The 12124-nt window shown below is 61.7% G+C and carries 12 protein-coding genes; 3 read left to right on the top strand and 9 right to left on the bottom strand.

The annotated features are described in order from the left end of the window. Nucleotides 1-31 precede the first annotated feature (31 nt). Complete coding sequence (locus tag QO005_RS09010) at nucleotides 32-370, bottom strand: hypothetical protein (RefSeq protein ID WP_307157659.1); 339 nt, start codon at nucleotides 368-370, stop codon at nucleotides 32-34. Nucleotides 371-472: 102 nt separating this feature from the next. Continuing rightward, a complete protein-coding gene (locus QO005_RS09005) occupies nucleotides 473-1423 on the bottom strand; it encodes an aldo/keto reductase (protein WP_307157658.1) in 951 nt (316 codons plus the stop codon). A gap of 131 nt (nucleotides 1424-1554) precedes the next feature. Here QO005_RS09005 and QO005_RS09000 point away from each other — a divergent pair, with 131 nt between their 5' ends. Beyond that, nucleotides 1555-2541 carry a Gfo/Idh/MocA family protein gene (locus QO005_RS09000; protein WP_307157657.1) on the top strand — a complete coding sequence of 329 codons (987 nt, stop codon included), beginning with the start codon at nucleotides 1555-1557 and terminating at the stop codon, nucleotides 2539-2541. Between the two features lie 66 nt (nucleotides 2542-2607). Here QO005_RS09000 and QO005_RS08995 read toward each other — a convergent pair whose 3' ends face one another. Continuing rightward, nucleotides 2608-4371: a chloride channel protein gene (locus QO005_RS08995; RefSeq protein ID WP_307157656.1), complete on the bottom strand. Its 1764-nt coding sequence runs from the start codon at nucleotides 4369-4371 to the stop codon at nucleotides 2608-2610. Between the two features lie 70 nt (nucleotides 4372-4441). Here QO005_RS08995 and QO005_RS08990 point away from each other — a divergent pair, with 70 nt between their 5' ends. Beyond that, a complete protein-coding gene (locus tag QO005_RS08990; RefSeq protein WP_307157655.1) occupies nucleotides 4442-4855 on the top strand; it encodes a MarR family winged helix-turn-helix transcriptional regulator in 414 nt (137 codons plus the stop codon). Nucleotides 4856-5059: 204 nt separating this feature from the next. Here the strand turns inward: QO005_RS08990 and pheT are convergent, their stop codons facing one another. The 6 genes from pheT to QO005_RS08960 all read right to left on the bottom strand — a co-directional run bounded on the left by pheT (nucleotide 5060) and on the right by QO005_RS08960 (nucleotide 11599). After that, on the bottom strand, nucleotides 5060-7483 hold the full coding sequence (pheT, locus tag QO005_RS08985) for a phenylalanine--tRNA ligase subunit beta (protein ID WP_307157654.1): 2424 nt from the start codon (nucleotides 7481-7483) through the stop codon (nucleotides 5060-5062). A 23-nt stretch (nucleotides 7484-7506) separates the two neighbouring features. Further along, nucleotides 7507-8592, bottom strand: a complete 1086-nt coding sequence (gene pheS / locus QO005_RS08980; RefSeq protein ID WP_307157653.1) for a phenylalanine--tRNA ligase subunit alpha — start codon at nucleotides 8590-8592, stop codon at nucleotides 7507-7509. Nucleotides 8593-8714: 122 nt separating this feature from the next. Further along, nucleotides 8715-9119 carry a 50S ribosomal protein L20 gene (rplT, locus tag QO005_RS08975; RefSeq protein ID WP_307157652.1) on the bottom strand — a complete coding sequence of 135 codons (405 nt, stop codon included), beginning with the start codon at nucleotides 9117-9119 and terminating at the stop codon, nucleotides 8715-8717. A gap of 39 nt (nucleotides 9120-9158) precedes the next feature. Next, on the bottom strand, nucleotides 9159-9362 hold the full coding sequence (gene rpmI, locus QO005_RS08970) for a 50S ribosomal protein L35 (RefSeq protein ID WP_027487755.1): 204 nt from the start codon (nucleotides 9360-9362) through the stop codon (nucleotides 9159-9161). A gap of 166 nt (nucleotides 9363-9528) precedes the next feature. Next, nucleotides 9529-10881 carry a sensor histidine kinase gene (locus QO005_RS08965; RefSeq protein WP_307157651.1) on the bottom strand — a complete coding sequence of 451 codons (1353 nt, stop codon included), beginning with the start codon at nucleotides 10879-10881 and terminating at the stop codon, nucleotides 9529-9531. Nucleotides 10882-10942: 61 nt separating this feature from the next. Next, nucleotides 10943-11599, bottom strand: coding sequence for a response regulator transcription factor (locus QO005_RS08960; RefSeq protein ID WP_307157650.1), 657 nt, complete (start codon nucleotides 11597-11599; stop codon nucleotides 10943-10945). Nucleotides 11600-11841: 242 nt separating this feature from the next. On the opposite strand from QO005_RS08960, the gene rpsO reads away from it, so the two are divergent. Next, nucleotides 11842-12111, top strand: coding sequence for a 30S ribosomal protein S15 (gene rpsO / locus QO005_RS08955; protein ID WP_307157649.1), 270 nt, complete (start codon nucleotides 11842-11844; stop codon nucleotides 12109-12111). Nucleotides 12112-12124 lie beyond the last annotated feature (13 nt).

Raw genomic sequence — 12124 nt, 5'->3', positions numbered from 1 at the left:
CTCTTCGCCGTCACGAACGGTCATCGCCTGCTCAGAGGCGGCCCTGAATGATCTTGATCTGCTTTGGCGATGGCGTTTCGTAGCGCATGATCGACAGGTAGTCGTCATAGGTCAGTTTCCCGTCAACGACGGCGTTCATGATCCGCGTGCAGATCACCACCGGGGTCTTTTCCGGCGTGGTATTGGCCAGCATGGACAGAAGCTTCATGTCCTTGCCCTTCCCGCGTGCGATACAGCGTTTGATAGCCTCCTGCCGGAGCTTCGGGCTGCCCTCAAAGGCGGTTTGATAAGCGGCATATTCTCGTTCCGTCATACAGCCGGGAAGCATGGCGAGGGCTGCAAGGCCTGCCATCCACTTTGCAATTTTCATTATCATCCCCACGATAAATGAGCCGGCTCAAGACCGGCTTTCGCCCCATGCTGGCGGGTGTAGCATTCTTCCTGCCCCATGCGCCCCGAAGCAGGGAAGAGATCAAATGCCCGCAGCATTCAATCTTGCTAGCTGATCTTCCGTCAGCTGTAAATCACCGGCCCGGGTAAGGCTTTCCAATTGGGAAAGGCTGGTGGCCGAGGCGATAGGCGCGGTGATGCCCGGACGGGCGGCGACCCAGGCAATCGCCACGGTCGCAGGCGTTGTGCCGGTCTCAGTGGCCACCTGATCGAGGGCGCCGAGGATCGCAAAGCCTTTCGTGTTCAGATAGTCACCGACACGGTAGGAGCGCGCCTTGCCCTCGGTGTCTTCCTTTTTCCGGTATTTGCCGGTGAGAAAGCCTGCGGCCAGCGCATAATAGCTGATCACGCCGATCGCCTCGCGCTGGCACAGTTCGGCCAGCGGTCCCTCGAATTTGTCCCGGCTGTAGAGATTGTATTCAGGCTGCAGAACGTCATAGGCGGGAAGGCCCGCCGCCTTCGCCACGTCAAAGGAGGACTGCATCTGCTCGGCCGAAAAGTTGGAGCAGCCGATGGCGCGGATCTTGCCCTGCTCTTTCAGCCTGGCATAGGCGGCAAGGGTCTCCTCATGCGGGCTTTCAGCATCGAAGGTGTGGCTGAGGTAGAGGTCGATATAATCGGTCTTGAGCCGGCGAAGGGAGTTTTCTGCCGCCTGCATGATCCAGCGCGCTGAGAGTGCAGGCTTGCCCTGGCCCATATCCATGCCGACCTTGGTGACGATCACCACCTTGTCCCGCGCCACGCCGCCGCGGGAAAGCCAGTTGCCGATCACCGTTTCCGATTCGCCCCCTTGATGGCCGTCCACCCAGCGGGAATAGAGATCTGCCGTGTCGATGGCGTTATAGCCGGCATCGGTAAAGGCATCGAGCAGGCGGAAGGAGGTTGGCTCATCCGCCGTCCAGCCGAAGACATTGCCGCCAAACACGACCGGGGCGATGGAAAGGCCGCTGCGGCCCAAGGCACGATGCTGCATGGGAAACTCCTTCAGAAATAGTTGCTTGGAAACCTAGCGCTACCGTGGGAAATGGCAACCGCACCGCTTTGCCGTTGTCTGGCCGCGACTCTCTGCGTAAAGTCGGCCCCTGAAAATGGGAGGAGTGTGCAATGCTGCGGTTCGGTATTCTTTCGACGGCGAAGATCGGGCGGGAACTGGTGATCCCTGCCATTCAGGATGCGGAAAATGCCGTGGTGACCGCCATTGCCAGCCGTGATCTTGCAAAAGCCAGCGCGCTGGCCGACCGGTTTTCCGTGCCGCATGCCTTCGGCTCCTATGAGGAAATGCTCGCCTCCAGCCAGATCGACGCCGTCTATGTGCCGCTGCCGACATCGCAGCATGTGGAATGGGCCATCAAGGCCGCCGATGCGGGCAAGCATGTGCTCTGCGAAAAGCCGCTGGCGCTGAAGGCTGAGGACATTGACGCCGTGATCGCCGCCCGCGACCGCAATGGCGTGGTCATCTCCGAGGCCTATATGGTCACCTACACCCCCGTCTGGCACAAGGTGCGGGAACTGGTGCGCGGCGGCGCCATCGGCACGCTCCGGCATGTGCAGGGCAGCTTTTCCTATTTCAACCGGGATCCCGGCAATATGCGCAATATCCCGGAACTGGGCGGCGGTGCCCTGCCGGATATCGGCGTCTATCCCACCATGACCACGCGTTTCGTGACCGGGCAGGAACCCCGGCGCGTGCAGGCCACGGTGGAGCGTGACCCGGATTTCGGCACGGACATCTATTCCAGCGTCAAGGCTGATTTCGGTGGTTTTGAACTCAGCTTCTATGTTTCCACCCAGATGGCCAACCGCCAGACCATGAGTTTTCATGGCACGGATGGCTTCATCGAAGTCAAATCCCCCTTCAATGCCGAGCGTTGGGGGGCAGAGGAAATCGAACTTTCCAACCGCGCCCACAGCCAATCGCAAATCTTCCGGTTCCAGGACAGCCGCCAGTATCGCCGGGAGGTGGAGACCTTCTCCCGCGCCGCCCGTGGTGAAGCCGCCGAGATCGTCACCCTGGAGAACTCGCGGGAGAACCAGCGGTTTATCGATGCCATTTTCCGTGCGGCGGACAAGGACGGCTGGGAACCGGTATAGGCTTGTGGCGACAGGACGTGACGGGTCGACCGGCACAACGGTCCGGCAAAAACTCTGGTGACGCCGTTATTGACCGATGGCGCGGCTTCTCAGGGTTTCGCTGCTGCGGCTGACACTGCGGGCCTTCAGGAGATCCTGGCGGGAGACAATCCCGATCACGCGGCGGGTTTGCGCATCGATGACCGGCACGCGGCCGATGCCGGTGGCGATGATGAGATCGGCAATCTCGCCGCTTGGCGTATCGGCATGAACGGCGGGCTGGGAGATGTCGGAAAGCGTTTCGGCAAGCGTGGCGTTATCCGGCACGTTTCCATTTTGCCAGCGCAGTGCATCGGATCTGGAGACGAGTCCGAGGAGGCGGTCCTGTTCGTCCACGACGGGGTAGCTGCGGTGGCGGGCCTCATCTCTGAAAAAGGCAAGCGCGGACGGGATTGACATGTCCCCCGGCAAGGTCTTCGGACCAGATGTCATGATCTGGTGTGCCTGCATCAGGTCGAGAGGATCGACCGTATATTCCTGCAGGATATGCCGTCCCCGGCGCGCGATCTTCTCCGTCAGGATCGAGCGGCGCATGATGAGCACGCTGATCCCGTAGGCCGCCGCTGCTGCCGCCACTGTCAAGGGCAGGGCTTCGAAGCGCCCGGTCAGTTCTGCGGCAAAAAGCGCACCGGTCATGGGGGCCCGCATCGCGCCACTCATGATTCCGGCCATACCGATCATGGCCCAGAACCCGGCATCTCCCGGAAGCCAGTGGCCCACGAAACAGCCCGTGGCGCCTCCAAGGATCAGAAGCGGCGCCAGCACCCCGCCGGATGTGCCGGAGCCGAGTGCAATCAGCCAGACGGCCGCTTTCACCACAAGCAGCAGGAGGATCATTTTCAGCGTCATGGAGCCGTCCAGCATGGACTGGATGTTGGCATAGCCAGCGCCGAGAACGCGGGGATCGATCAGGCCGCCGACGCCGACTGCAAGCGCGCCGATGGCTGGCCACCACATCCAATGCAGGGGCAGGCGATGAAACGCATCTTCGATCCGGTACAGAATGGACGAAAGGAGTGCTGCCTCAAGCCCGACCAGACAGCCGATCCCGGCTGCGGCCAGCACGGGCCATGCGCCCGCCGGCAGGGATGCGGCGAAAGGAAACATCGGGCCAGCGCCAATCAATAGGGGGCGGCAGGTCCAGGAAACCATCACGGCGGCAACCACCGGTACGAAGCTTCTGGGTTTCCATTCAAACAGCAAGACCTCGATGGCCAGAAGAATGGCGGCAAAAGGCGTGCCGAAAATTGCGGTCATGCCGGATGCAGCGCCAGCAACCAGCAGCGTCTTGCGCTCGGCAGCGCTCAGATGAAAACACTGGGCAAAGAGCGAGCCCAGAGCCCCTCCCGTCATGATGATCGGCCCTTCCGCGCCGAACGGGCCACCGCTGCCAATGGAAATCGCGGAGGAGAGCGGCTTCAGAAGCGCGACTTTGAGGGACAGGCGGCTTTCCCCATAGAGAATCGCCTCTATGGCTTCGGGAATACCGTGGCCCCGGATTTTCTCCGATCCGAACCGGGCCATTAATCCGACGATGACACTGCCGATGACAGGGATGGCAATCACACCCAGACCGACGGCGCTATCCGTGATCAGGGCTTCCGCGGTGGCGAAACGACCAAACCAGAAGAGATTGGTGGCAAGGGAGATGAGGCGCAGCAGAAGCCATGCGCCCACCGCGCCCGCCGCGCCGACCCCGAGCGCCATGCCCGCCAAGAGTATCAAGCGGTGATCTGCACTATGATCGCCAAGGCGTGGGCGTTTGGTTGGCGCGGCAGGCGTGCTAGTCATGGCGGGGCTCCTGAACGGTTCACCACGCAATTATATCGTAATACGATATTTATCAAGATTGGATGACGTGATGGCGGAAGAGACCCCGTCGCTCAAGGACAGTGACTACGCAGATCTCGCGGATTTCCGTGCGGCTTTGCGCGGCTTTCAGGCTTTCAGCGAGGACAAAGCCGTCGAGGCCGGACTGACACCGCAACAGCATCAGGCGCTCCTGGCCATTCGGGGGGCGGAGGGACAAAGGGCGACGGTGGGCTATGTGGCCGAACGCCTGATCCTCAAGCCGCACAGCGCCTCCGAACTCGTCAACCGGCTTGAAGCACTTGGCTTTGTCGTGCGCCGCGCCGATGGTGAGGATCGGCGAAAGACCATGATCCATCTGACGCCCCATGCGGAAAGGGTTCTTGCCTCCCTGTCCGCCACGCATCGCGAAGAAATTCGCAGGCTGAAGCCGATGCTGCTGATGTTGTTGGAGCGCTTTGGGTGAGTTTGCCGCGATCGCGGATGGAAAGCGCTACAGCGAACCTTTGTGCGCCCTATAGGGCGCACGGCGCTGTAAATCACGTTGCGGCTTATCAGCCTCATGCACCGTGCTTTACCTTCTTGTTTTAACGCATGCCGTTATCGCAAAACCGCCGCGCGTCCCGGCTTCCCGGAAGGCGCGGCGGATGATCTTGCCTGACCGTTTCACTCAGGCGCGCAGCGTGCCGCCGGTGGTTTTTTCGACATTGCCGACAATCTTCTTCGTCAGTGCGTCGAAATCCTCATCCGTCAGGGTTTTGTCCACCGGCTGGATCAGCACTTCGATGGCAATCGACTTCTTGCCTTCGCCGAGGCTTGCGCCCTCGAACACGTCGAAGACGTTGACGCCGGTGATCAGCTTGCGGTCGGCGCTGGTGGCGGCCTTGATCAGGCTGCCGGCCTCCACCTTGCTGTCGACCACGAAGGCGAAGTCGCGCTTCACCATCTGGAACGGCGAAAGCTCCAGGGCAGGCTTGGTGCGGGTGGCCTTCTTCTTCGGCTCCTGCATGGCATCGAGATAGATCTCGAAGCCGCAGAGCGCGCCGGACACATCCAGTGCTGCCAGCGTCTTCGGATGGAATTCGCCGAAATGGCCCAGCACCACCTTCGGCCCCATCTTGATCGTGCCGGAACGGCCCGGATGGTACCAGTCCGGTCCACCCTGCTCGATCTGCACATTGGCCATCGGCAATCCGCAGGCTTCCAGCACGGCCATGGCATCAGCCTTGGCGTCATAGACATCCACCGGCTTGCCGCCGCCCTTTGCGGCGTTGGACCACAACCGGCCAGAACCGGCGAGCGAGGCGGTGCCGCGGCGAATGCCGCCCGCCACGCGGCGTTGTCCTTCCGGCGTGTCGCCCTCATAGGTGCCGGACACTTCGAAGATCGCCACATCGCCAAAGCCACGGTCGGCATTGCGCTGGGCAGCGGTCAGCAGGCCTGGCAATAACGAAGGACGCATGTCCGACATATCGGCGGCAATCGGGTTGGCAAGCTTGAGTGCCGCACTGCCGCCGCCGAAGAGCTTGGCTTGATCTTCCGGGATAAAGGACCAAGTCACGGCTTCCAGCATGCCGCGCGCGGCCAGCGCCCGCCGCGCCGTGCGGGTGCGGATTTGCAGCGTGGTGAGAATCCGGCCATTGACGCTGCCTGTCGGCGGCAGCGGCTCGGGCTTGATCTTGTCAACGCCGTGAATGCGCATGACCTCTTCCACCAGATCGGCCTTGCCATCCACATCGGGCCGCCAGGAGGGAACGGCAACCTGCACCACCTCGCCATCGCCCTCAACCTCGAAGCCGAGACCGGTCAGGATGGTGCGGGCTTCGGTATTGGAGACGGTCAGGCCGGTCAGGCGCTTCACTTCCGAGAAGGGGAAGCTGACGACCTTCTTCTCATGGCCTTTGTAGCCCACCACCTTGGATGCCGCCGCCGTGCCGCCACACATCTCGACGATCAGTTGCGTGGTGCGGTCCAGGCCGGGGATCATGTACTCGGGATCAACGCCGCGCTCGAAACGGTAGCGCGCATCGGTGATGATGCCGAGGCTGCGGCCGCTCTTGGCGATGTTGATCGGGTCCCACAGCGCCGATTCCACCAGCACGTTGACGGTGTTTTCATCGCAGCCGGAATGCTCGCCGCCCATGATGCCGCCGATGGATTCGACGCCATTGTCATCGGCAATCACCACCGTATTGGGCGTGAGCTTGTAGGTGCGGGTATCAAGCGCCAGGATTTCTTCGCCTTGCCTGGCGCGCCGCACGGTCAGCGCACCCTTCACCTTGTCCGCATCGAAGACATGCATCGGGCGGCCCTGATCGAAGGTCATGTAATTGGTCACATCCACCAGCGCCGAAATCGGGCGCAGGCCAATGGATTTCAGCCGCTGCTGCATCCATTTCGGGCTGGGGCCGTTCTTCACACCGCGCACGAGACGGTAGGCAAAACCGGGGCAGAGGCGGGCGTCATCCAACTCGATGCGAACCTCTTGCGCGGTTTCTCCTTCCACGGTGAAGGACGGCGCCTTGGGCGCCTTCAGCGTGCCGAGGCCGGAGGCGGCGAGATCGCGGGCGATGCCGTAGATGCTGGTGCAATCCGGACGGTTCGGCGTCAGGTTGATCTCGATGACCGGGTCATCCAGCCCCGCATAGGACGCGAAGGAAGTGCCAATCGGCGCATCCTCCGGCAGGTCGATGATGCCATTATGATCCTCGGAGATGTTCAGCTCCTTCTCGGAACACATCATGCCATGGCTTTCGACGCCACGGATCTTGCCGACCGACAGCGTCACATCGATGCCCGGAACATAGGTGCCGGGCCGCGCCCAGGCGCCGACCAGCCCCGCACGCGCATTCGGCGCGCCGCAGACGATCTGCACCGGTTTGCCGTCCCCGGCATCGACGGTCAGAACCTTCAGCCGGTCTGCTTCCGGGTGTTTTTCGGCGGTCAGGATTCTGGCGATGGTGAAGGGCTTATAGGCCGCACGGTCATCGACATCCTCGACCTCAAGGCCAATCGCCGTCAGCCGCTCGCAGATTTCGTCCAGCGTCGCATCGGTTTCCAGATGATCCTTCAGCCAGGAGAGTGTGAATTTCATGGTATGTCCTCCTAGGGCCGGAATTAAACGCTCAGACCGCCGAACAGCGTCGGTACGTCCAGCGGGCGGAAGCCGTAATGGCTCATCCAGCGCACATCGGCGTTGAAGAAGTCGCGCAGGTCTGGCATGCCGTATTTCAGCATGGCGATGCGGTCGAGGCCCATGCCCCAGGCAAAGCCTTGATATTCATCGGGATCGAGCCCGCCGGCGCGCAGCACGTTCGGGTGGACCATGCCGCAGCCGAGGATTTCCATCCAGTCCTTGCCTTCGCCGAACTTGACGATCGGGCCGGAGGAGCGGTCGCATTGGATATCCACCTCGAAGCTCGGCTCCGTGAAGGGGAAGAAGGACGGGCGGAAGCGCATGGTGACGTTATCGACCTCGAAGAAGGACTTGCAGAATTCTTCCAGAATCCAGCGCATATGGCCGACATTGGCGGTCTTGTCGATGACGAGGCCCTCGACCTGATGGAACATCGGCGAGTGCGTCGCATCCGAGTCCTGGCGATAGGTCTTGCCCGGAATGACGATGCGGATCGGCGGCTTTTGTGCTTCCATGGTGCGCACCTGCACCGGCGAGGTATGGGTACGCAGCACCTTGCGCTCGCCCTTTTCGTCCGGTTGCAGGAAGAAGGTGTCGTGCATTTCCCGCGCCGGGTGGCCTTCCGGGAAATTCAGCGCCGTGAAGTTATAATAGTCGGTCTCGATATCCGGACCTTCGGCAATGGAGAAGCCCATGTCGGCGAAGATCGCGGTGATCTCGTCAATGATCTGGCTGATCGGGTGAATGCGACCGCGCTCGGCGGGAGAGGAGCGCACGGGCAGCGAGACATCCACGGTCTCAGCCGCAAGACGGGCGTTGATGGCGGCATCCTTGAGCGCCGCCTTCTTGGCATTCAGCGCCTCGGTAATCTCGTTTTTGAGCGCATTAATTGATGCCCCCCGTGTCTGGCGCTCTTCCGGGCTCATCGTGCCCAGCGTCTTCAAAAGCTCGGAGACCGAGCCCTTCTTGCCCATGGCGGCGACGCGCACGGCTTCAATGGAGGCCTCGTCGCCCGCGGCGGCAATATCGGCCAGAAGCGTGGTTTTCAAACTGTCGAGATCGGACATCTTCCGTTTTCCTGCCCAAAGGTCGGCGAGCCTTACAGCGCCGCATGATCACATAGGAAAAACCCGCGCCAGCCCTGCCAGCGCGGGTTTCCCAATACCAAATTCAGTCTGGGAAGCGCTGGTTAGTTAACCGCGCTTTCAAACTCGTTAGCCGTACCGGCTTCCTTGAGGTATTCGAGAGCCTTCTTGGAGGCTTCGACCAGCTTTGCGAAGGCAGCCGGCTCATGGATGGCCATGTCGGACAGAACCTTGCGGTCCACTTCGATGCCAGCCTTGTTCAGGCCGTCGATGAAGCGGCCATAGGTCAGGCCGAATTCGCGGACGGCAGCGTTGATACGCTGGATCCACAGGGCGCGGAAGTTGCGCTTGTTCACCTTGCGGTCGCGGTAAGCGTACTGCTTGGAACGGTCAACCGCAGCCTTGGCGGCGCGGATGGTGTTCTTGCGACGGCCGTAGAAACCCTTGGCAGCCTTCAGAACCTTTTTGTGCTTGGCGTGAGCGGCAACGCCGCGTTTTACGCGAGACATATCATGATCTCCTTAAAATGATCCAATGGGCTTCAGGTCTCAGAGACCGTTCGGCAGGTAGTTCTTGATGACCTTCTTGCCGTCAGCTTCGGCGAGGATCATCGTGCCGCGTGCATCGCGGATGAACTTGTTGGACCGCTTGATCATGCCATGGCGCTTGCCAGCAGCTGCTGCGACAACCTTACCGGTTGCCGTAACCTTGAACCGCTTCTTGGCGGCAGACTTCGTCTTCATCTTGGGCATTTTGCTACTCCATTATTCTTGTATCGAGGCCGATTGACGAGATCAGCCTCAAGCATAGAAACGGCCACGGCATGCCCTGCCGGACCGTTCGGACGCGCGCTTATAACCGCGAAGGGGATAAAGTGCAACGGGCAAAGGCCTGGCGAAACGCGAATCTTTGCTGCGTTCACACCGGGTGCGGCGGAATGCGCCGCCCGCCCCGCTCGGGAATTTCCATGGTGACGGCAAGCCCGCCCGCTGCCGCCTCCGAAAGGATCAGCGTGCCGCCATAGGCCGTGACGATATCGGAGGAGATGGCAAGGCCGAGGCCGGAGCCTGCCTGCTCCGCCCCCAGATGCTCGCCCCGGCGCAGAACCCGCTCCCGGTCGGCATTCTTCACGCCCGGCCCGTCATCGGAAATGGTGATCGCCACCATGCCCTCCCGGGTGGTGGCCTCGACGGAAATTTCACCTGCCGCCCATTTCACCGCATTGTCCAGCAGATTGCCGATGGCCTCCGCCAGATCCGCCGCGTCGGCCTCCACCTTCAGATCCGGGTCCACGGTCACCGCCCAGGTCAGGCCACGGCTTTGCGCCACCGGGTCCAGTACGCCCACAAGCTTGCGGATCAGTTTTTCCGCATCGGTGGTCTGCATCTGCTCCACGCCGAGCCGGGCCGCCTGCAATTGCCGATCGGCGCGCTGGCGGATGAGGTCGATTTGCTCGAAGGCCGTGCGCCGGTCCGAGGCCGGTAGATTGGGGACAAGCTGGGACAGCACGGTCAGTGGCGTTTTCAGCCCATGCGCGAGATCGCTCGCCCGGGCGCGCGCCTTCTCCAGCGCCGCCTCCCGCTCGGCCAGCAGAAGATTGATCTCGTTGACCAGCGGCTTGACCTCGCTCGGCACCGCCTCGTCGAGATGGGAAAGATTGCCGCCGCGCACCAGCGCCACCTGATCGCGCAGCCGCGAAAGCGGCCTCAGGCCGACGCTCGTCTGAAACAAAGCCGAGCCGAGCAGCAGCACCGCCGCCGCCAGCATGACGACCTGTGAGCGATTGCGATGCTTTTCAAGGGCGGCTATCAGTTCGTCCTCGGGAAAGCCGGTGTGAATGACGACCGAATAGGTCTTGCCCTGATCCGCCACCTCCATGGGCGTGCGCTGCACGATAATGCCCTTGCCATCCGGGCCTTCGATCCGCCCGAAGCCGACGGGGCGAATAGCGGGCACATGATCGGGAATTTCCACATCCCAGAGCGAGCGGGAGCGAAAGATGCGGCCATCGGCGGTATTGATCTGCCAGTACCGGCCAGAGGTGGGGGTGATGAAGCTGGCATCGGTGGGGGAGGAGACGAGTTCGAGCTTGCCGTCGCGCACCTTCAGCCGGGCGGCCAGGGCATCGGCGATCCTACTCATCTCCGTCTTGTATTGCTGTTCGACATAATCGATGAACAGGAAACCAGTGGCGAGCCACAGCACCAGCAGGGCCAGCGCAATCGCCACGACGGAACCCGCGGCCAGGCGCAGCCTCAATGACGACAGCATCGGCCTTGCCCCTCTTCCCTCACATGGTGTCCCCAAGCCGTGCTCATACCGGCAATTCCGTCTACTCCGCCAGCCGGTAACCGAAGCCCCGGCGGGTTTCGATGGCGTCACTGCCGGTTTTCTTGCGAATGCGGGCGATCATTGCCTCCACGGCATTCTTGGAGGCATCGTCATCGCGGCCCTGGACATGTGCGGCGATTTCATAAGGAGAAAGGACGCGCCCCTTGTTTTCCACCAGCAACTGGATCAGCCGGAATTCGGAAGGGCTGACCTCCAGTGGCTGGCCGTCGAAGGTGACGCGAAACCCGGCCTCGTCCACCTGAAACCGTCCCGCCTGGCGGGTGCTGTCGCCCCGTTTGCCGGCCCGGCGCAGCAGGGCGCGCAGGCGGGCCAGCAATTCCTCGGCCCGGAAGGGTTTGGGAAGATAGTCGTCGGCGCCCGCGTCGAAGCCGTCCACGCGCTCCATCCAGGAGCCGCGTGCCGTCAGGACCAGCACCGGCGTGTCGATCTTTTCCTTGCGCCAGCGTCGCAGAATGGAGAGCCCGTCCAGCCCCGGCAGTCCAAGATCGAGGATAATGGCGTCGTAGCCTTCTTCCTCGCCGGCTTCCCAGATCGCGGGTCCATCCGTCAGCACATCCACCTGATAGCCGTCATCCTTAAGGGTGGCGGCCACGTGGGCGCCAATATTTTCATCGTCCTCAGCCAGCAGAATTCGCAATGATTGCCTTCCCGGTCCGTCTTGATCTCTCCGCCCGTGCCGGAATCCTACACAGGCAAATGGTTTTCCGCCATAGCTATATTGAGCGCGGACATATCAGTCCAAATTAAACTTTCCTTATGGCGGCCGATCCTGTATAGGACCGCCAGCATTCAAGGTATTTTGGTGCTTTCATGGCCGATGCTGGACGACATCCCGGCTTGCGGCGTCCCATTCCTCCATTCGATAGAAAGGATCATCCGATGTCGATCACCGCAGAGCGCAAGGCCGCCCTCATCCAGGAATATGCAACCAAGGAAGGCGACACGGGTTCGCCGGAAGTACAGGTTGCCATCCTGACCGAGCGGATCAACAACCTGACGGAACACTTCAAGGGCCACAAGAAGGATAACCATTCCCGCCGTGGCCTGCTGACGCTGGTTTCCAGCCGCCGTTCGCTTCTCGACTACCTGAAGAAGAAGGACGAGGCTCGTTACTCCAGCCTGATCGGCCGTCTGGGCATTCGCCGCTAATCTCCTTCCGGCG

The sequence above is a fragment of the Allorhizobium paknamense genome (assembly GCF_030815125.1).
Classification (GTDB): domain Bacteria; phylum Pseudomonadota; class Alphaproteobacteria; order Rhizobiales; family Rhizobiaceae; genus Allorhizobium; species Allorhizobium paknamense.
The sequence above is the reverse complement of the archived record's forward strand: the minus strand, read 5'-3'. Positions and strand labels throughout refer to the sequence as shown.